This is a genomic window from Brevundimonas intermedia, from assembly GCF_004614235.1.
Classification (GTDB): domain Bacteria; phylum Pseudomonadota; class Alphaproteobacteria; order Caulobacterales; family Caulobacteraceae; genus Brevundimonas; species Brevundimonas intermedia_A.
On record NZ_SPVH01000006.1, the window covers coordinates 1,487,493 to 1,507,736 of the forward strand.

The following is a 20,244-nucleotide window of genomic DNA, read 5'->3' on the forward strand; positions in this document are numbered from 1 at the left end:
GTCCCGCTCTAACCAGAGCCATGACCGAGGCTGTCGATCCGCTGAGCCCCTCCGCCAAGACATGGGATCGCACCCAGCCGATCCTGTTCGCCGTCGCCATCTTCACCTCGGCCTGTCTGGTCTTCGTCGTCCAGCCGATGGTGACGAAGCTGGTGCTGCCGACGCTGGGCGGTTCGCCGTCGGTGTGGAACGCATCGATGGTCTTCTTCCAGACCGCGCTTCTGGCGGGATACGCCTATGCGCACCTGTTGCAGCGCATCCCGACGATGCGGGTGCAGGTGGGGGTGCATTTGGGGCTGCTGATCCTGGCGGCGCTCTTCCTGCCGTTGCAGATCAGCGGCCTGTTGGGCGATCCCGATCCGGCGCGGCCAGCGCTGTGGCTGTTGGCGACCCTGGCGCTGTCGGTGGGCGCGCCGTTCGCGGTGCTGTCGGCGACCGCACCCTTGCTGCAGGCCTGGTATGCGCGGGTGCGCGCGGGCCATGCGGACGGCAAGAACCCCTATGTGCTCTATGCCGCGTCCAACCTGGGCAGTTTCCTGGCGCTGCTGGCTTATCCGGTGCTGATCGAGCCGCTGGCCAGTCTGTCGGACCAACGGATCGGCTGGAGCCTCGGCTATGGCCTGTTCGTGCTGATGGTGGTGATACTCGGGGTGCAGGTGTGGCGGCGGCGCGAGGTCGGGACCGCCGATCCGGCGCCGCTGACGATCAGCCCGCCTATCGCCTGGCGCGAGAAGGGGATGCTGGTGCTGCTGGCCGCCGCGCCGTCCAGCCTGATGCTGGGGGTGACGGCGCACCTGACCACGGACGTGGCCTCGGCGCCCTTCCTGTGGGTCATACCGCTGGCGCTGTATCTGCTGACCTTCGTGATCGCCTTCCAGACGCGACCGGCCATTCCGCCGGCCTTGGGCCTGGGACTGCACGGCGCGATGGCGGCGGCGTGCGCGGCCCTGATCGCGTTTCGAACCGGCGAGTGGCTGCTGGTCTTCACGGTCAATCTGGCGGCCTTCTTCTTCACGGCCCTGATGTGTCACCAGAGGCTGGCGGCGCGGCGGCCGGCGCCCGATCGGCTGACGGAATTCTATCTGCTGCTGTCGTTGGGCGGGGTCGTTGGCGGGGTCTTCAACGGCCTGATCGCGCCGGCCGTCTTCAACATGGTGTGGGAGTATCCGCTGGTTCTGGTCGCGGCGGGGCTGTTGCGGCCCTGGAGCCGTCGCGAGATTCGGCCGTGGGAGATCATCTGCTGCGTCGCGGGCGTGGTCATCGCCTTTCTGGGGCCGCTGTCGATGGAGGCTGTGCGCTATGCGCCCGATGTGCGTGCGGCGATCCCGGATGCGCAGCTGGTGCGTATCGCGCAGGGCGTACTGGGCGTCGCGACGCTGTTCGCCTTTCTGGTGCGGGACCGGGCGGTGCTGTTCACCGTGGTTCTGGCCTCGATCGTCTGGTCCGGTTACCACCTTGCGCGCGGTTATGACTGGGCCCTGTCGGAGCGCAGCTTCTTTGGCGTGATGCGGGTGGCCAAGATCGATGATCCGCTGATGGGCGGGCCGGTCCACGTCCTGATGCACGGCACGACCTTGCATGGGGCGCAGGCGCAAGGTGCGCAGAACCTGTGTCAGCCGACCCTCTATTACGCGACCTCCACACCCTTGGGGCAGGCGATGCTGCAGATGCAGGCGCGCCGTCTGGACGGGGCGCGGGTCGGGGTGGTGGGCCAGGGATCTGGGGCCATGGCGGCCTACAAGCGGGCGCAGGACCAGCTGACCTTCTTCGAGATCGATCCGATGGTGGATTGGCTGTCGCGTGATCCCGAATGGTTCAGCTTCATCAACGGGTGCGCGGATGGGCCGGTGCGGACGGTGATGGGAGATGCGCGCCTGACGATGGATCGCGAGCCGGCGGGATCCTACGACCTGCTGGTCATCGACGCCTTCTCGTCCGACGCCGTGCCGACGCACCTGCTGACGGTCGAGGCGATCCGGGGCTATCTGCGGCTGCTGGCGCCGGATGGGGTCATGGTGCTGCACCTGTCCAACCGGAACCTGGAGATCACCCTACCGGCCGAGGCGGCGGCGCAGGCGCTGAAGGTTCCGCATCTGCATCAGGTCTATATCGAGCAGTCGGGCCAGGGGGACATGGCCGAGGCCTCGACCGAGGCCCTGCTGATCGGCAAAAGCCAGGCGTCGCTGGAGGGTTTCAGCGAGGATGGGCGGTGGAGCACGCTGTCGCCGACGACCGTTCGTCCGTGGACGGATGATTACGTCAATCTGTTCGGATCACTGGTCCGGCAGATGGAGATGGTGGCGCGTTAGGGCGCCGGCAGTTCGACGGTCGCCACGGCCTGGGCGGCCAGGCCTTCGCCGCGTCCGGTGAAGCCAAGCCCTTCAGTCGTTGTGGCCTTGACGCTGACGGCGTCGAGCGGGAGGTCCAGCAGGGCGGCGATGCGGTCGCGCATGGCCTGGCGATGCGGCTTCACCTTGGGTCGCTCGCAGATCAGGGTGACATCGACGTTGACGATGCGCCCGCCACGCTCTGCGACCAGTTCGGCGGCGTGGATCAGGAACTGATCCGACGAGGCGCCCTTCCATTTCGGATTGGTGGGCGGGAAGTGATCGCCGATGTCGCCCGCCGCGATGGCGCCCAGGATGGCGTCGGTCAGGGCATGAAGACCGGCGTCGGCGTCGGAATGGCCGATCAGGGTCTGATCGTGCGGCACCTCGATGCCGCACAGCCAGACCGAACCGCCGGGTCCCCAGCGATGGACATCGTAGCCGGAGCCGATGCGGGTCTGACGGGGCAGCAGGGCCTCGGCCATGGCGAAATCCTCGGGATAGGTCAGTTTCAGCAGGCGGGGATCGCCCTGGACCAGGGCGACTTTGCCGCCATTGCGCTGGACGACCACGGCTTCGTCGGCCGGGGCGTCGGCATCGGTCCAGGCGGCGTAGGCGGCCTCGATCACGCGACGGCGGAAGGCCTGGGGCGTCTGGGCGCGCCAAAGGCCGTCGCGCTCGACCACGTCGGTCATCACTTGAGCTTCGCCTCGGCGCAGGCTGTCGGCGACGGCCAGGACGGGAAGGGCGCCATCGGCGGTTTCGAGGGCGGACAACAGACGGTCGATGACGGCCCGGTCCAGCAGGGGGCGGGCAGCGTCGTGGATCAACACCGGCTGATCCGGCGCACAGGTCAGGGCCGCCAGACCCGCGCGAACCGAATCGGCGCGGGCGTCTCCCCCTGAGACGGCGCGCCAGCGGGGCAGGTCGGACAGCAGGTCCGCCACGCGATCCAGGGCGTCGGGGGCGACCACGACGATCAGTTCGTCGGCGCCGGCGTTCAGCAAAGCCTCTGCCGACCAGCGCAGCACGGGCTTTCCGCCCAGGGTGCGCCACTGTTTGTCGCCGCCGGCGCGCGAACCGGAACCGGCCGCGACGATGATGCCCGAGAATGTCATGGCGGCCTTGATAGTGCGCGCCGCGACGGGGCGAAACCATCAATCGGCCGCGGTCATGCTTGACGAAGGGGGCTGGGATGCTGCGAAAGACGCCTATGGCCAAGACCTTACAGATCGGCGACGTGACCGTGCACGGCCAGGTGCTGATGGCGCCGATGACCGGGATCACGGACCTGCCGTTCCGCGTGCTCGCCTCGCGGCTGGGCGCCGCCTATGTCGCGACCGAGATGGTGGCGGCAAAAGAGCTGGCGCGCGCGCGACCCGACGTGGTGCGGCGTGCGGCCGTGGGCGCGGGCCTGCCGTTGACGGTGATCCAGCTGGTCGGGCGCGATCCCGAACAGATGGGCGAGGGCGCGCGCATGGCCGAAAAGGCCGGGGCCGACATCGTGGATCTGAACTTCGGTTGTCCGGCCAAGGAGGTCACAGGCTCTGCCGCCGGTTCGGCCCTGATGCGGACGCCGGATCTGGCCTGTCGGATCATGGAGGCGGCGGTTCAGGCGACGAGAAGGCCTGTGACGGTCAAGATGCGGCTGGGCTGGGACGACGACAGCAAGAACGCCGCCGAACTGGCCCGGCGCGCCGAGGCGATCGGCGTCAAGGCGGTGACGGTTCACGGTCGCACGCGCAAACAGTTCTATACCGGCCAGGCGGATTGGGATGCGGTCGGGGCGGTCAAGGCGGCGGTCGGCATTCCCGTCATCGTCAACGGCGACATCATCACGGCCGACGAGGCGCGCGAGGCGTTGGCGCGGTCGGGCGCCGATGGCTTGATGCTGGGGCGCGGCGTCTACGGCCGGCCGTGGCTGGCGGCGCATCTGGAGCGGGCGCTGATCGACGGCGTGGCGCTGGATGAGCCGGGGCAGGACGAACGGCTGGCCATTGTGATCGAACATCTGCGGGCGTCGGTCGAATTCTATGGCTTGCCGCTGGGGCTGAAGATGTTCCGCAAGCATCTGGGCTGGTACATCGAACAGGCGCCCTGGCCGGCCGATCCGCAACACCGACGTGAGGCCAAGGCAAGAATTTGCCGACTGGACGAGCCGCAGGCCGTCGAGGCGGCTATGCAGCACCTCTGGTGGCCGGATTTGCCGCAAATCCGCAAGTCTGCTGTTGAAAATGCGCCACAGGTGTTGGAGACTGCTGTGGCATGACGGATACGCCTTCAGCGAAGACCTCTCCGCCCGACCTCGCGTCGGATGACGGGTCGTTCTGGGGGTGGGTCGATACGGAGCGGGCGCGGACCGGGTTCGGGTTGGCGTTTTTCCTGGCCGTCGCGATCACGGCGGCGGCGATCTGGCTGGTCGCCGTAGCGCCAGGTGCGACCTCTGGTGCGGCGCGTGGATCGAGCAGTCAGATCGCGCTGATCGTGTTGGCCGGCAATCTGGTCCTGATTTCCGGTCTGGCCTTTATCGTCGGACGGCGTGTTCTGACCCTGGCGCGCAGCAAGGAAGAAGCGGGTTCGCGGCTGCATCTGCGGTTTGTGGCCCTGTTCTCGATGGTGGCGCTGATCCCGTCGGTGCTGATCGCCCTGGTGTTCGGCGTGCTGGTCACCCGAGGCGTAGACCAGTGGTTCAGCCAGAACGTCCAAGCTTCTGTCGAAAACGGCGCCATCGTGGGGCGCGCCTATATTCAGGACGTGTCCTCGGCGATGGACGCCGACCTTGTGACGATTTCGGATCAGTTGGGCAGTGCACGAAGCCTGTTTAATGATCGCATCCAGTTCAATGACGCCCTGGGTCAGGTCGGCGACATCTTCGGCTATCCCGCCATCTATATTCTGGACAGCCAGGGCGAGGTCCTGGCCCGCGCCGAAAAACCTGGCGCGCCTCCCTATCTCGCGCCGCCACGCGATGAACTGGCGGCCGCCGCCGACGGGGGGCAACCGCCGCAAACCGTCACCCAGAACCCGGATGCCGTAAGGTCGATCATCGCCCTGCCGGCCTATGGCGACGCTTATCTTTATCTGGTGCGTCCGCTGCAGGACGGGCTGGTGGCGCGGATGAATACGTCGATTCAGTCGATCCAGGCCTATCGCGAGGCGCAGGACAGCCGTGCGCGGATCCAGTCGGCCTTCATCCTCAGCTATCTGGAGACGGCGCTGCTGGTGCTGGTGGGGGCGGTGTGGCTGGGCATGTCTGCGGCGAGCAGCATCTCGGCGCCCATCGGGCGGCTGGTGAAGGCGGCAGGGCAAGTGGCGGGCGGCGACTTCACCGCGCGGGTGGACAGCGACGGCGCTCCGGCCGAGATCGCCACCCTGTCGGACGCCTTCAACCGCATGACCGGCGATCTTCAGGCGCAACAGACGGCGCTGAAGGCAGCCAGCGACGAGGCGCACGACCGGAGCCGGTTCATCGAGACCGTCCTGTCGGGCGTCAGCGCGGGCGTCATCGGCCTGGACAAGCGCGGGCGGGTTTCCGCCATCAACGACAGCGCCCTGCAGTTGCTGCACATCGAAGACGCCGAGGTGCTGGGGCATGAACTGGCGGCTCTTTCGCCCGAACTCAGCGATCTCGTGCGCCGCGCCGAGGCCCATATCGAGGAAGACATCGACGTCAGTCGCGGCGGGGATACCAGCCGTCTACGGGTCCGCATCGAGGGCGGGCTGGGCGGCGAGATGGTGCTAACCTTCGACGACATCACCCGTCTGGTGACGGCGCAGAGGAATGCGGCCTGGCGTGATGTCGCCCGCCGCATCGCCCACGAGATCAAGAACCCGCTGACGCCGATCCAGCTGTCGGCCGAGCGGCTGAAACGGAAGTATCGCGCGCGAATCGGCGAGGACGTCGAAATCTTCGATCGCTGCACCGACACCATCATTCGACAGGTCGGGGACATCGGCCGGATGGTGGACGAGTTCTCGTCCTTCGCGCGGATGCCGGCGCCACGCTTCGCCCCCGAAGACCCGGCGGAGATGCTGCGCGAGGCGGTGTTCGCCCAGCGGGTGGCGGCGCCGGATATCGTGGTGGACATCACCGAACCCCTGCCCAAGGCGACCTTGCAGGCAGACGGCCGCATGGTGGGGCAGGCGTTGATCAACATCCTGAAGAACGCCGGCGAGTCCGTCGCGGCGCGTCGTCTGACGGCCGGAGAGGCGGCGGCGTCGGACAATGCGGGCGTGATCACCTCCCTGACGGTCCAGGACGGCGTCGCCACCTTCGTCGTCGAGGACGACGGCGTCGGCTTGCCGACGCGTGACCGCGACCGCCTGACCGAACCCTATGTCACCACGCGCGAGAAGGGCACAGGCCTTGGCCTGGCCATCGTCAAACGTATTTGCGAGGACCACGGCGGCGAGCTGAAGCTGGCCGACGCCGAAACGCTTCGCGGCGCGCGCGTGTGCATGATCTTCCCCCTGAAACCCCACGGCAAAAGCGGCGACGGTGCGGAGCGAAGGCTCCAGACCTTAGCCGCCGAATAGCGAGGCAAGATGCGACCAACCGGTTCCGACATTCTCGTCGTCGATGACGAGGCCGACATCCGCGACCTGGTCTCCGGCCTGCTGGAGGACGAGGGGCACGCCGTGCGCGTCGCCGCCAACTCCGACGAGGCCCTGGCCGCGATCCGGGCCAGGAAGCCGTCGCTGGCGATCTTGGACATCTGGATGCAGGGCGGGGGTCTGGACGGGCTGGAACTGCTGGAGGTGGTCAAGGAACTGGATCCCGACCTGCCGGTGGTGATGATCTCGGGCCACGGCAATATCGAGACGGCGGTGACGGCGCTGAAGCGTGGGGCCTATGACTTCATCGAAAAGCCGTTCAAGTCGGACCGGTTGGTGGTCGTGGTCGAGAGGGCCATCGAGGCGGCGACCCTGAGGCGCGAGAACCGCCGACTGCGCGTGCAGACCATGACGCCGTCGGGCCTGATCGGCCGGTCGCAGGCGGCGCAGGCGCTGCGCAGCACAATCGCCAAGGTGGCCCAGGCCAACAGCCGAGTCCTGATTTCCGGACCGGCCGGGTCGGGCAAGGAGTTGGTCGCGCGCCAGATCCACGAGGGCAGTCCCCGCGCCCGGGCCGAGTTCGTCGCCATCTCGGCTGCGGGTATGACGCCCGAACGGTTGGATCTCGAACTGTTTGGGGAAGAGGGCCAGGACGGCCGCCCGCGCAAGATCGGCGTGTTCGAACGCGCCCACAACGGCACGCTCTATCTGGACGAGATCAGCGACATGCCGCGCGAGAGCCAGAGCCGCATCCTGCGTGTGCTGGTCGATCAGCGGTTCCGCCGGGTCGGCGGCGAACAGGACGTTCAGGTCGATGTGCGCGTCGTGACGTCCACCTCGCGAGACCTGAAGGCTGAGATCGCCGAGGGGCGGTTCCGCGAGGACCTGTTCCATCGTCTGAATGTGGTGCCGATCCGCGTTCCGGCCCTGTCGGAACGGCGCGAGGACATCACCGAACTGGTCGAATATTTCGTCGAGACGATCAGCGCCTCGCAGGGGCTGCCCAAACGGATCATCGGCGACGACGCGGTGGCCGTGCTGCAGGTCCATCCATGGCCGGGCAATATCCGTCAGCTGCGCAACAATATCGAACGGCTGCTGATCCTGGCGACCGGCGATCCGGCCGAGACGATCACCGCCGACATGCTGCCGCAGGAGGTGGCGACATCCAACGGCGGGCCTTCGTCGCTGGGCGGCGAGCGCACGATCGCGCTTCCTCTGAGAGAAGCGCGCGAGGTGTTCGAGCGCGAATATCTGGCGGCGCAGATCATGCGGTTCGGGGGCAATATCTCGCGCACCGCCGCCTTCATCGGCATGGAGCGGTCGGCCCTGCACAGAAAGCTGAAGTCGTTGGGCGTATCGCCGGCGCGCGGCGGCGAAGAGGAAGAGCCGGCCTGATGTCCCGCGTCGCCTATGTGAACGGCGCCTACAGCGCCCACGGCGAGGCCGTGGTCCATATCGAGGACCGGGGCTTCCAGTTCGCGGACGGCGTTTATGAGGTCTGGTCGGTGTTCGACGGCAGGCTAGCCGATTTCGAAGACCACATGACTCGCCTGCACCGCAGCCTGAGCGAGGTGAAGATCGACATCCCCATGAGCGCGGCGGCTTTGGGCGTGGTGCTGCGCGAGACCATCCGGCGCAATCGGGTCCGTGACGGCCTGGTCTATCTGCAGGTCACGCGTGGGACGGCGTCGCGGGATCACGCCTTTCCGGCGGACACCGCGCCCAGCGTCATCGTCACCGCCAAGCGTCTCGACCTGGCCAAGGGTCAGGCGATGGCGGCAAAGGGGGCGGCAGGTGTGACCCGACCCGACATCCGCTGGGGCCGTTGCGACATCAAGACGGTGGGCCTGCTGCCTAACGTGCTGGCCAAACAGGCGGCGCGCGAACGCGGCGCCTATGAGTGCCTGATGTACGACGAGATGGGTCTGATCACCGAAGGATCATCGACCAACGCCTGGATCGTGGACGAGGACGGCAGGCTGCGGACGCGCGATACGCAGGCCAACATCCTGCGTGGCGTCACACGTGAGGCGATCCTGAAACTGATCGCGGCCGAGGGCATCGAGCTTGACGAGCGACCCTTCTCGGTCGAGGAGGCCAAGCGGGCGCGCGAGGTGTTCGTCACCGCCGCCAGTTCCTTCGTCATGCCGCTGGTTTCGCTGGACGGCGTGAAGATCGGCGACGGCAAGCCCGGGCCGATCGCGACCCGCCTGCGCGAGGTCTATCTTGATCAGGCGCGCCGAGACGCCATTTAGGGCGTTGCCCGAGCGGGGAGGCGGCGGTTATTGTCGAAGCCGGTCGCATCGGCCACGCCGCTCCCACGGCGACGAACAACAAAGAACAGGAAAAACCTGCCATGTCGCAAGACAAACGTCAGAACCTTCAGGACACCTTCCTCAACTCGGTCCGCAAGACCAAGACGCCGCTGACCATCTTCCTGGTCAATGGGGTCAAGCTGCAGGGCATCGTGACCTGGTTCGACAACTTCTGTGTGTTGCTGCGCCGCGATGGCCAGTCCCAGTTGGTGTACAAGCACGCCATCTCCACCATCATGCCGTCCGCGCCCGTGCAACTGTACGAGCCCGACGCCGAAGAAGATTGATTGACCCAAAAACTGATCGACCATTCCGTCCCGCTGATCCGGGCGGTCGTCATCCATCCCGACCGACGCTCGGACAGCCCTCGGCTGGCAAGCGAGCGCCTTGAGGAAGCCGTGGGCCTGGCCCGCGCGCTGGACCTTGATGTGCGCGCTGAAGAGATCGTGCGACTGCGTGGGACCACGCCAGCCACCCTGTTCGGAAGCGGCAAGGTCGAGGAACTGGCCGCCCTGGTTCGCGCCGCAGACGCGGAGGCGGTCATCATCGACGACGCCCTGACCCCGGTGCAACAACGCAATCTGGAGAAGGAATGGGAGGTGAAGGTCATCGACCGCACCGGCCTGATCCTGGAAATCTTCGGACGACGTGCGCGGACCAAGGAAGGTCGATTGCAGGTCGAACTGGCGCGTCTGGACTATGAGAAGTCGCGGCTGGTGCGGACATGGACCCACCTTGAGCGGCAACGCGGCGGCACCGGCTCGACCGGCGGTCCCGGCGAAACCCAGATCGAGCTGGATCGACGCCTGATCGCCGACCGCATCGTCAAGCTGAAGGCTGAGGTGGAGGACGTGCGCCGCACCCGCGGTCTGCACCGCAAACAGCGCCAGAAGGCGCCGTTCCCGACCATCGCCCTCGTCGGCTACACCAATGCGGGAAAGTCCACCCTGTTCAACAGGCTGACGGGCTCCGAGGTCTTCGCCAAGGACCTGCTGTTCGCGACGCTGGACACGACCCAGCGCACCATCCGCCTGCCGCAGGGCCGTCCGGCGATCGTGGCGGACACCGTCGGCTTCATCTCCGATCTGCCGCACGAACTGGTCGAGAGCTTCCGCGCCACTTTGGAAGAGGTCGGCGAGGCCGATCTGATCCTGCACGTGCGCGACATCGCCTCGGCCGACAGCGACGCCCAGGCCAAGGATGTCGAGGCGGTGCTGAAACAGATCGAGACGCCAGAGGGCAAGACCCGTCGGGTGCTGGAGGTCTGGAACAAGATCGACCTGCTGGAGGACGAGGCGCGCGAGGCCGTGCTGGGTCAGGCTGAACGTCTGTCAAAAGAGGGTGAGGCCGTCGCCGTCTCCGCTTGGACAGGCGAGGGGATCGAACCTCTGCGCGAGATTATCGCCGGCCTGATCGACGACGACCCCGAGACGCAGTTGACCCTGGAGCCTGAACACGGCGAGGCCATGGCCTGGCTGTATGAGCATGGCCGTGTGATTTCACGCAATACGGACGAGCTTGGCCGTACTGAGGTCACTGTGCGACTGCACCCTGCGGCGCTGGGGCGATTCGAACGCCTGTATCCCGACCTGGCCGACTGACATTCCATGCATCTGATCGAAACCGTCCTGCTTCTGCTTCTGGCCGTTGTGGTGTCGGGTTCGGTCGCGCGGATCACCCGCATCGCCCTGCCTCTGGTGCAGATCGCACTGGGCGCGGCGATCGTGCTGATCACTGGGTCCACGGTCGATCTCGAACCGGACATCTTCTTCCTGCTGTTCCTGCCGCCGCTGCTGTTCCTCGACGGATGGCGCATTCCCAAGGAAGCCCTGTTCCGCGACCGGGCGGTGATCCTGGAACTTGCCCTGGGGCTGGTGCTGTTCACCGTTGTCGGCTTGGGCTTCATGATCTGGTGGATGATCCCGGAGATGCCGCTGCCGGTGGCCTTCGCCCTGGCCGCCATCCTGTCGCCGACCGATCCCATCGCGGTCCAGGCCATCGCCTCGCGCGCGCCGATCCCCAAGCGGCTGATGCACATCCTGGAAGGCGAGTCGCTGCTCAACGATGCGACCGGCCTGACCTGTATGCGGATCGCGGTGATCGCGGCGACCACGGGCGCCTTCTCCATCGGCAGCGCCATCGGAACCTTCGCCTGGCTGGCCCTGGTCGGGGTGGCGGTCGGCGTGCTGATCACGATGGGGATCAGCTATGCGAAAGGCTTCGTCAGTCAGCGGTGGGGCGAGGATGTCGGCGCCCAGATATTGGTCAGCCTGCTGATTCCCTTCGCGGCCTATCTAGTGGCGGAAGAACTGCACGCCTCGGGCATTCTGGCGGCGGTCGCGGCCGGCGTGACCATGAGCTTTACCGAACGCAGTCTGTTCGCCGGGCAGTCGATGGCCGTGACGCGCATCCGGCGGGGCGTGGTCTGGGACACGGTTCAGTTCGTCGCCAACGGCATCATCTTCGTGATCCTGGGCGAGCAGATGCCGTCGATCATGTCGCGCGCGGCCGAGGTGGTGGCGGGCACCAGCCGGCCGGAGGTGTGGTGGCTGGCCGTCTATGTGTTCGGCATCGTCGCCGCCTTGGCGACGCTTCGGTTCGTCTGGGTGTGGACCTCGCTGAAGCTGACGCTGTTCCGTCGTCGTCATCGCGGTCCGCCGGCCAAGGTCGGCTTGCGCCTGACGATGGTGATGTCGTTGGCGGGCGTGCGGGGCGCGATCACCCTGGCCGGTATTCTGACCTTGCCGTTTGTCCTGGCAGATGGATCGCCGATGCCGTCGCGCAGCCTGGCGATCTTCCTGGCGGCGGGGGTGATCATCGTGTCGCTGCTGGTCGCCACCTTCGCCCTGCCACGCCTGTTGAAAGGTGTGGAGTTGCCGCCCGAGCCCTCGCACGAACGCGAGGAGGATCGGGGTCGTGTGGCCGCCGCCTCGGCCGCCCTGCGCGCGATCGAGGACGTGTCGCACGCCATGGCCGAGGGCAAGCCGAACCCGGACCTCTATTCCGATATCGCCAGCCGGATCATGGAAATCTATCGCCAGCGGATCGAGACCCACACGCGCACGGACGAGGACGACGCGGTCCTGTCGCGCAAGATGGATCATGTGGAGCGGCGGCTGTGGCTGGCGGGACTGGCGGCCGAGCGTGACGAACTGGTTCGTCTGGCGCGCGTCAGGCAACTGGACGAGGTGACGGCGAAGAAGATGATCCGAGAAGTGGATCTGCAGGAGCTGCGGTATCTGTAGGCGTCAGCGGTCCATGAAGGCTGCGACCGCCGCGTAGCTGTCGGCGATATGGTGGGCGCCGCGGGCGAGCAGGCGCTCGGCGTGGCCGTCGCGGATATGGCCGCCAGCGGTCAGGCCGACCACGGTCATGCCCGCCGCGACGCCGGCCGTGACGCCCGCCTCGCTGTCTTCGATCACCAGAACGCGAGCCGGATCGACGCCCATGTTTTCGGCGGCGTGCAGGAAGATGTCTGGGTGGGGCTTGCCGCGCTCGACCACCAGGCCGGTGAAGACGGCGCCGTCGAAATGATCGGTCAGGCCGAACAGGTCCAGGCCGACGCCGATCCAGTCGGGGCCGCTGGACGAGGCGATGCAGCGCGCCTCGGACCGGGCGCCGACGAAGTCGAGCATCCCCGGCACGGGCTGAAGCTGGTACGGCGCGCGTTGGCGGCAGGTCGCGAACCAGGTGGTGTGAAAGTCGTCGGGGCAGGCGCGGCCCAGTGCGGCTTCCACAGAGGGCCGGTTGTCGCGCCAGCGCTTGCCGGTATAGGCGGTCAGCACATCGTCCAGCGTGGTGGGCAGGCCGATGGCGGTCAGCTGCTCGGCCATGACGGTGCTGTTCAGCACCTCGCTGTCGGCGACGACGCCGTCATAATCGAAGATGATCAGGTCGTAGGGCATGGGCAGCTCAGTTCGCGGGAGCGGCCTTCTCGGCGACCTTTGCGGCGTCCCAGAGGCGGTCCATCTCCTCCAGCGTCGATTGGTCGGCGGTGCGGCCGTCCTTGGCCAGTTCGGCCTCGATGAAGCCGAAGCGGCGCACGAACTTGGCGTTGGTGGCGCGCAGGGCGTCCTCGGGCTCGACGTCCAGCTTGCGCGCCAGGTTGGCGACGACGAACAGCAGGTCGCCCAGTTCCTCGCGCGCCTTGGCCTTGTCGCCGGCGGCGATCTCGACGCGCAGTTCCGCCACCTCTTCGGCCAGCTTTTCGAACACCTCGTCGGTCGAGGGCCAGTCGAAGCCGACGCGGCCGGCGCGCTTGGTCAGTTTGGCGGCGCGGGTCAGGGCGGGCAGGCCGACGGGGACGTCGTCGAGCACGCCGGGCTTCTTGCGGTCCTTGCGCTCGGCGGCCTTGATGGCTTCCCAGGCGACCGTCTGTTCCTGGGAGGAGCGCTGACCCTCGTCGCCGAAGACGTGGGGGTGGCGACGTTCCAGCTTGTCGGAAATGGCCGTGACCACGTCGTCGAAGGCGAACAGCCCCTGTTCCTCGGCCATGCGGGCGTGGAAGACGACCTGGAAGAGCAGGTCGCCGAGTTCGCCCTTCAACTCGTTCAGGTCGTTGCGCTCGATGGCGTCGGCGACTTCATAGGCCTCCTCGATCGTATAGGGGGCGATGGTGGCGAAGGTCTGCTCCACGTCCCATGGGCAGCCGCCGACGGGATCGCGCAGCCGTTCCATGACGCCCAGCAAGCGGTCGATGGGTCTCAAGTGCGGGCTCCGTCGCGGGCTTCCAGGGCGAGACGGATCTCGTCGTGGCGTTTGGGCGTCAGGGGATAGCCCTTCAGCACCCAGGCGGCGGCGGCCAGCAGCAGGCCGGGAACCAGGATGAACAGGATCTGGAGCGTCAGCAGGGAGAATTCGCTGTTGCCGCCCGCGTCCGGGATCGCCTTGAAGCCCACCCATTGCAGGATCAGGTAGGGGATCAGGGCCACGACATGGCCGATTTTGGTCGTCGCCGACAGGACGGAGAACATCAGGCCGGTGCGGTCCACGCCGGTCTCCAGACGCACTTCGTCACCCGCGTCGGCCATCATAGCACGCAACAGGAACAGGCCGGCGGCATAGGGCAGGCCGGCGATGAACATGGCACCCGCCGTCAGGGCGAAGTTGCCGCCTGGAACCAGGGTTGCGGCGATATAAAGGGCGGCGAAGATCAGGCTGGCGACCGCCAGGGTCTTGTCCTTGCCGATCCGCGTGGCCAACCAGGCCCAGATCGGCGCGCCGCACAGGCCCGCGACGAAGTAGAACAGCATGAAAAGGCCGGCCTGGCTGTGGTCGTAGCCCTTGATCTGGCCGAAGAAAAAGAACAGCAGCGAGCCTGTTATGCCGGGGGCGACGCCCAGCAGCAGGTCTGCGATCAGCAGCTTCCTGACCGTCGGCATCTTCAACAGGGCCAGATAGGCGCCGGCGCCCCCGTGGGGCTGATCCCCCGCATTCACCGGCTCGGGCACGGCGACCATGGCCAAGCCTATGGTCAGGGGCAGGGCGATCAGGATGGCCCAGCCCATGATCCGCACGCCGTCGGCATAGGTTCCCATGCCCGTCTGGACCACCACGGTCGGCAGGACCAGGATCAGGATCACGCCGATGATGTTGAACACCTGCCACCAGCCATAGACCCGGCTGCGCTGGTCATATTGCGGGGCGAGCACGGCGGCCCAGCCGAGCTGACCCAGGGTGCCGATCGAGAAACCGAGATAGAGGACCAGCAGCCAGCCGAACAGATAGGCCGGCCCGGCGCCCGGCTGGACCACCACGAACATCATGAAGGCCGAGAGCATCAGGATGGGCGTCGAGAGCGCCATCCAGGGGCGATAGCGGCCCAGGCGTGTCCTGGTCTTGTCCATGCCCCAGCCGATGAAGGGGTCGAAGACGATGTCGATCAGGCGCACCGCCATGAAGACGGCGGCGACGACCCCCAGCTCCAGACCCACATGGGTGGCGTAAAACTCGGGAAGGGTGACGGGCAGGGCCACGCCGAAGGCCGCCAGCGGCAGGCATGGGCCTGAAAAGGCGGCGAGCACCGCATTGGAGCGGCGGGGGGCGGTCGGCGCGGCGGTGGACATGCGTCGGTCCGAAAGGCGCGGCGCGAGTCGGCCGCGCGTCACCATGCCAGCGATCGGCGAAGCATGCACTTGTGAGATCGACCGGCTTGAGGCTTCCTGTGCGCCATGTGGCGAAGCCTTCTTGCGTTCCTGTCCCTTTGCTTTGCGTTGGTCTTCGCCGGCGGCGCGCGTGCGGCCGGCCCCTGCCACACCAATGCCGACGGTTGGCAGGCGCAGGGACTGGCGAATGCGGCCTCGGCCTATGGGATGGAGTGGGCGCCGTTCGGGGCGGCGGAGTGGGGTTGGCAGGCCTATCTGCCCCTGATCCAGCACGAGTTGCATACGCCCTGCGGCCCCGGCACGCCGATCTTCGCGTCGCAACTGGCGGGGTTCCAGCAGACACACGGCCTGGCGCCCACAGGCCTGTTCGACGCCGCGACGTTTCAGGTGTTCAGGGGGCTATGGCAGGAGCGGCGGCCGTTCGTAATGGCGCGAGTCGGTGGCGCCTGTCCCGAGCCGCCGCCGATCAACCAGCTAGGCTATCTGGTCGCGTCGGAGGAACACGCCGACCGGCTGACGCGGTTGCTGCGCCGCGACGTGCTGGACGCCTATCGCCGGCTGGTCGCCGCAGCCCGCGCCGAGGTTCCCGAGGTGGCGGCCAATCCCGAGTTGCTACAGATCTTTTCCGGCTTCCGCGACCCGGAGGCGGACGCCGCCCGCTGCGCCCAGCAGGGCAACTGCGACGGTCTGCGCCGCGCCGTCTGTTCGCCGCACCGGACGGGGACGGCGGTCGATCTGTATGTCGGCCAGGCGCCGGGGCTGGGCGTCGATTCCACGTCGCCGGCCAGCCGCGAACATATGGCGCGGACGGCGACCTATCGTTGGCTGGTGGCGAACGCCGGGCGGTTCGGGTTTACGCCTTACGTCTATGAGCCCTGGCATTGGGAGTATGTACGTTCGTGGGATCCTTCGTTCGCGCCCTGACCGAGGGTGAGACGGCCCTGGGGCGCGAGGCGTTCGGGGCGGCCTTGCGCCTGGAGACCGTGCGGCTGATCGGCTGGCCGTTCCGGCGCGCCTTCGTCGCCGGGCGCTGGTTCGGGCGCGACTGGATCGTCTGGCCGCACAGGGCGATGGCCAGGGATTTCGCTTCCGCCTCGCTGCATCTGCAGGGCGTGCTGGTGCATGAGCTGACCCATGTCTGGCAGGCGCAGCAGGGGGTGAACCTGTTGTTCGCCAAGCTGAAGGCGGGAGACAATGCGGCCGCCTATGCCTATTCGGCCGACCCGGACTGCCGTTGGGATGGGCTGAACATCGAGCAGCAGGCGATGGTGATGGAACATCGTTTCCATAGAATGCGTGGGGGCAGGGCGCCGGGCAGCGCGGCCTTCTATGACGCGGTCTGTCCTTTCGTGCGTTGAAACCTTGCCGGGGGCTTGCATGGGCCGAAGGGACACGCCAAGTTAGCAACGGTCGTTGTTGCGAATGACGGCCGGTCATTCAACGGAGCTTCCCAAATGCCCAAGATCCTCGTCCTCTACCACTCGACCTATGGCCACCTCGAAACCATGGCCGAAGCCGTCGCCGCGGGCGCGCGCGAGGTCGAAGGCGCGGTGGTGGACATCAAGCGCGTGCCGGAAACCGTGCCGGAAGACCTGGCCAAGGCCTCGCACTACAAGCTGGATCAAAAGGCGCCGATCGCCAAGATCGACGACCTGAAGGACTATGACGCCGTCATCATCGGCGCCGGCACCCGCTTCGGCTCGGCCGCGTCGCAGATGCGCGCCTTCCTGGATCAGGCCGGCGGCCTGTGGTTCAGCGGCGCGCTGATCGGCAAGATCGGCGGCGCCTTCACCGCGACGGCGACCCAGCACGGCGGCCAGGAAACGACCTTCCAGGGTCTGCACAACTTCTTCATGCACCACGGCATGCCGGTCGTGGGTCTGCCTTACTCGTATCAGGCGATGATGACGCTGGACTCGGTCGAGGGCGGTTCGCCCTATGGCGCGACCACCATCACCGGCGGCGACGGTTCGCGCCAGCCCAGCGAGATCGAACTGGGCGGCGCCAGGTTCCAGGGCAAGCACATCGCCGAGCTGGCCAAGAAGCTGCACGGCTGATCCGATGCGCCAGCCCGCCGTCTTCTTCGGTCACGGTTCGCCCATGAACGCGCTTGGCGGTCCCTACGGGGCTGCGTGGCGCGCGCTGGGCGAGGCCATCGGCAAGCCCAAGGGGGTGGTGATGATCTCCGCCCATTGGGAGACGCGCGGGTTGGGCGTGACGGCGCAGGAACGTCCTGAAACCATCCATGATTTCGGCGCCTTCCCGCGTGAACTTCACGAGATGCAGTATCCCGCGCCCGGATCGCCCCAACTGGCGGCCAGGGTGGCGGAGCTGACCGGGGCGGTCCAGACCCAGCAATGGGGGCTGGATCATGGGACCTGGTCGGTGCTGGTTCACGTCTGGCCGGACGCCGATGTGCCGGTGGTGCAGCTATCGCTGAATCGCGAGCTGACGGCGCGCCAGCATTACGATCTGGCCAAGGCGCTGAAGCCGCTGCGGGACGAGGGGATCGTGATCGCCGGCTCGGGCGACTTCGTCCACAATCTGCGGACATGGAAGCGCGAGGACGGGGCCGAGCCCTACGCCTGGGCGACCGGGTTCAACGAGGCGGTGAAGACGGCGTTCGAAAAGGGCGACCACGACGCCCTGATCGACTGGGTCAGCCTGGCCGAGGACGCCCAGCTGAGCGTGCCGACCGACGAACACTATCTGCCGGTGCTCTATGTCGCCGCCCAGCAGGAGCCGGGCGAGGCCGTCAGCTTCTTCAACGACCGCATCGACGGCGGCTCGATCTCGATGACTGGCGTCAGGATCGGCTGACTTCACCTCCCTGTCGGCGAAGGCCGACGGGGAGGACAGGCGCGCGCTGCGCGCCAGGTGGGGGCGACTCGGCGTGAAATTTGAGTTGTGTTTTACTCGCGCCATGGCTGACGGCTTGAGTTTCACACGAGCAAAGGCGTTTCGGAAGGCGTTGACGCCGCCGGAGTTTCGGCTGTGGCAGGCGCTGCGTCGCAACAGCCTCGGCAAGTGCAAATTCCGCCGTCAACATCCGATCGGCCCGTACATCCTCGACTTCTATTGCGCGTCGGCGAAGTTGGCCATCGAAGTCGATGGCGCCGTTCACGATGAGCCGGCGCAGATCACGCATGATCGTCGGCGGACAGCTTGGCTCCATGAGCGCGGCGTTCGCGTGGTGCGGTTAAGCGCCGTGAGCGTGATTCGAGATCATGCGGCCGTGGTCGATTTTATCTATGATTTGGTAAGCGCGCGTTTGGCGGCAGAGTCTCCCCCTCCTGACCGCTGACGCGGTCTGTCCTCCCCGTTCGCCTTCGCGAACGGGGAGGTGATGTTGATGTCAGGCGCCTTCGACCATCTTCTGGATCGTCACATAGTCCGTTTTGCCGGTGCCCAGGACCGGCACTTCGGCGACCTTGACGATTTTCTTGGGCACGATCAGCTCGGGGGCGCCATTGGCGCGGGCCCACTCGGCCAGAGGGGCGACCTCGGCCTCGGCGTGGTCGGTGACCAGGACCAGTTTTTCGCCCTTGCGGCTGTCGGGGATCGACACGACGGCGTGGCGTTGTTCCGGCCAGACGGCGCCGGCAATGCCTTCCACGGCGGTCAGGGAAACCATTTCGCCGCCGATCTTGGCGAAGCGCTTGGCGCGGCCCCGGATGGTGACATAGCCATCGGCGTCCACATCGACGATGTCGCCGGTATCCAGCCAGGTATCGCCGATCGCGTCCCAGGCCAGGGGTTCGGCCGAGGTGACATAGCCGCTCATGACGTTGGGACCGCGCAGCATCAGACGGCCGCCCGCGTCGATGCCTTCCACCGGCTCCAGCGTCCAGTCGATGCCGGGCAGGACCTGGCCCACGGTGCCGGGCGCGTTGCGTTGGGGGTGGTTCACGGCGATGACCGGCGAGGCCTCGGTCGCCCCATAGCCTTCCAACAGGACCACGCCGCCGAACTTTTCGTCGAACAGGGCGCGGGTTTCGGGCCGCACCTTCTCGGCGCCGGCGACCACGAACTTCAGCGTCGAGAAATCGTTCGGCTCGGCGACGCGACCGTACTGGTTCAGGAAGGTGTCGGTGGCGAACAGGATCGAGGCGTTCACCTGGGGCAGCAGGTCGGTGATCTGTTTGGCGTGCAGCGGCGATGGATACTGGAAGGCCTTCAAGCCCTGAAGCAGCGGCAGGATGACGCCGCCGGTCAGGCCGAAGCAGTGGAAGGTCGGCAGGGGATTGAACATCACCCATTCCGGCAGCAGGTCGATATGGGCCGCGACCTGACGGGCGTTGGCGACGAGATTCTTCTGGCTCAGCACCACGCCCTTGGGCGTGCCGAAACTGCCGGAGGTGAACAGGACCACGCCCGGCGCGTCCGGGTCGGTCTTGACGCGGAACCGCTTGGGCGCGGCGCCGGCGGCGAGGCCGTACAGCTTGTCGGCCAGGCCGATGGTCTTGCGCACGTCGTCCAGCCACACGATTTCGGCCACCGTCTTCAGCTCGACGATCAGGTCGTCCAGCTTGGCCTGTTCGATGAAGCGTTTGGCGGTCAGCACCTTCTTGACGCCTGAGGCCTTTATCGCGGCCTTCAGATTGGCCTCGCCGGCGGTGAAGTTCAGCATGACCGGCACACGGCCGTGAGCGTGCAGGCCAAAGAAGGTGACGACGACGCCCATCGACGACGGCAGCAGGATGGCGACCCGCTCGCCCAGATCGGTCATGTGGGCGATCTTGCGGCCCAGCACGAAGGCGGCGCGGATCAGGCCGGTGTAGGTGAGGGGGTGGCGATCCTGATCCTCCAGAATTTCCTTGTCGCCGAACCGCGCCCGCGCATCGATCAGGGCGTCGATCAGGGACGAGTCGTAAAGCGAGGGATCCAGGGCCTGGCGCAAGCGCGTCTCCTACGGAGGGCGCGGAAGGCCCTCTCTGTTGT

The 20,244-nt window shown here is 66.9% G+C and carries 18 protein-coding genes; 13 read left to right on the forward strand and 5 right to left on the reverse strand.

Annotation, left to right across the window (positions count from 1 at the left end; genetic code table 11):
• Window positions 1-20 precede the first annotated feature (20 nt).
• Window positions 21-2,309, forward strand: a complete 2,289-nt coding sequence (locus EGY25_RS13720) for a spermidine synthase (RefSeq protein ID WP_135195491.1) — start codon at window positions 21-23, stop codon at window positions 2,307-2,309.
• On the opposite strand, the gene EGY25_RS13725 is transcribed toward EGY25_RS13720, so the two are convergent.
• The gene (locus tag EGY25_RS13725) at window positions 2,306-3,445 is read right to left on the reverse strand and encodes a bifunctional 2-C-methyl-D-erythritol 4-phosphate cytidylyltransferase/2-C-methyl-D-erythritol 2,4-cyclodiphosphate synthase (RefSeq protein WP_135195492.1); all 1,140 of its coding nucleotides are present in this window, start codon (window positions 3,443-3,445) and stop codon (window positions 2,306-2,308) included. The genes EGY25_RS13720 and EGY25_RS13725 overlap by 4 nt on opposite strands.
• A gap of 95 nt (window positions 3,446-3,540) precedes the next feature.
• On the opposite strand from EGY25_RS13725, the gene dusB reads away from it, so the two are divergent.
• From dusB to EGY25_RS13760, 7 genes are all read left to right on the forward strand, one after another.
• Entirely contained in the window at window positions 3,541-4,596 is a 1,056-nt protein-coding gene (gene dusB, locus EGY25_RS13730; RefSeq protein WP_167762553.1) for a tRNA dihydrouridine synthase DusB, read from the forward strand.
• A complete protein-coding gene (locus tag EGY25_RS13735) occupies window positions 4,593-6,863 on the forward strand; it encodes a sensor histidine kinase NtrY-like (protein WP_135195494.1) in 2,271 nt (756 codons plus the stop codon). Before dusB ends, EGY25_RS13735 begins: the two co-directional genes overlap by 4 nt.
• A 9-nt stretch (window positions 6,864-6,872) precedes the next feature.
• Complete coding sequence (locus EGY25_RS13740; RefSeq protein WP_135195495.1) at window positions 6,873-8,279, forward strand: sigma-54-dependent transcriptional regulator; 1,407 nt, start codon at window positions 6,873-6,875, stop codon at window positions 8,277-8,279.
• A complete protein-coding gene (locus EGY25_RS13745) occupies window positions 8,279-9,139 on the forward strand; it encodes a D-amino-acid transaminase (RefSeq protein ID WP_135195496.1) in 861 nt (286 codons plus the stop codon). The genes EGY25_RS13740 and EGY25_RS13745 overlap by 1 nt, the downstream gene beginning before the upstream one ends.
• A gap of 101 nt (window positions 9,140-9,240) precedes the next feature.
• Window positions 9,241-9,486, forward strand: a complete 246-nt coding sequence (gene hfq, locus EGY25_RS13750; protein ID WP_003164861.1) for an RNA chaperone Hfq — start codon at window positions 9,241-9,243, stop codon at window positions 9,484-9,486.
• A complete protein-coding gene (gene hflX, locus EGY25_RS13755) occupies window positions 9,487-10,800 on the forward strand; it encodes a GTPase HflX (RefSeq protein ID WP_135195497.1) in 1,314 nt (437 codons plus the stop codon).
• A gap of 6 nt (window positions 10,801-10,806) precedes the next feature.
• On the forward strand, window positions 10,807-12,444 hold the full coding sequence (locus tag EGY25_RS13760; RefSeq protein ID WP_135195498.1) for a Na+/H+ antiporter: 1,638 nt from the start codon (window positions 10,807-10,809) through the stop codon (window positions 12,442-12,444).
• Window positions 12,445-12,447: 3 nt separating this feature from the next.
• On the opposite strand, the gene EGY25_RS13765 is transcribed toward EGY25_RS13760, so the two are convergent.
• Genes EGY25_RS13765 through EGY25_RS13775 form a run of 3 tightly spaced genes read right to left on the reverse strand, consistent with a single transcriptional unit; the run spans window position 12,448 to window position 15,264 of the window.
• Window positions 12,448-13,104, reverse strand: a complete 657-nt coding sequence (locus EGY25_RS13765) for an HAD family hydrolase (protein ID WP_135195499.1) — start codon at window positions 13,102-13,104, stop codon at window positions 12,448-12,450.
• Between the two features lie 7 nt (window positions 13,105-13,111).
• Window positions 13,112-13,906, reverse strand: a complete 795-nt coding sequence (gene mazG, locus EGY25_RS13770) for a nucleoside triphosphate pyrophosphohydrolase (protein ID WP_135195500.1) — start codon at window positions 13,904-13,906, stop codon at window positions 13,112-13,114.
• On the reverse strand, window positions 13,903-15,264 hold the full coding sequence (locus EGY25_RS13775; RefSeq protein ID WP_135195501.1) for an MFS transporter: 1,362 nt from the start codon (window positions 15,262-15,264) through the stop codon (window positions 13,903-13,905). Before EGY25_RS13775 ends, mazG begins: the two co-directional genes overlap by 4 nt.
• 105 nt (window positions 15,265-15,369) lie before the next feature.
• Between EGY25_RS13775 and EGY25_RS13780 the strand changes: the two genes are divergently transcribed.
• From EGY25_RS13780 to EGY25_RS13800, 5 genes are all read left to right on the forward strand, one after another.
• On the forward strand, window positions 15,370-16,227 hold the full coding sequence (locus tag EGY25_RS13780) for a D-alanyl-D-alanine carboxypeptidase family protein (protein ID WP_135195502.1): 858 nt from the start codon (window positions 15,370-15,372) through the stop codon (window positions 16,225-16,227).
• Window positions 16,203-16,661, forward strand: a complete 459-nt coding sequence (locus EGY25_RS13785) for a hypothetical protein (RefSeq protein WP_167762554.1) — start codon at window positions 16,203-16,205, stop codon at window positions 16,659-16,661. The genes EGY25_RS13780 and EGY25_RS13785 overlap by 25 nt, the downstream gene beginning before the upstream one ends.
• A gap of 96 nt (window positions 16,662-16,757) precedes the next feature.
• On the forward strand, window positions 16,758-17,360 hold the full coding sequence (gene wrbA / locus EGY25_RS13790) for an NAD(P)H:quinone oxidoreductase (protein ID WP_135195503.1): 603 nt from the start codon (window positions 16,758-16,760) through the stop codon (window positions 17,358-17,360).
• A 4-nt stretch (window positions 17,361-17,364) separates the two neighbouring features.
• Window positions 17,365-18,123, forward strand: coding sequence for a 4,5-DOPA dioxygenase extradiol (ygiD, locus tag EGY25_RS13795; protein WP_135195504.1), 759 nt, complete (start codon window positions 17,365-17,367; stop codon window positions 18,121-18,123).
• Between the two features lie 73 nt (window positions 18,124-18,196).
• Complete coding sequence (locus tag EGY25_RS13800) at window positions 18,197-18,607, forward strand: endonuclease domain-containing protein (RefSeq protein WP_245159466.1); 411 nt, start codon at window positions 18,197-18,199, stop codon at window positions 18,605-18,607.
• A gap of 51 nt (window positions 18,608-18,658) precedes the next feature.
• On the opposite strand, the gene EGY25_RS13805 is transcribed toward EGY25_RS13800, so the two are convergent.
• Complete coding sequence (locus tag EGY25_RS13805) at window positions 18,659-20,203, reverse strand: AMP-binding protein (protein WP_135195505.1); 1,545 nt, start codon at window positions 20,201-20,203, stop codon at window positions 18,659-18,661.
• Between the last annotated feature and the right edge of the window lie 41 nt (window positions 20,204-20,244).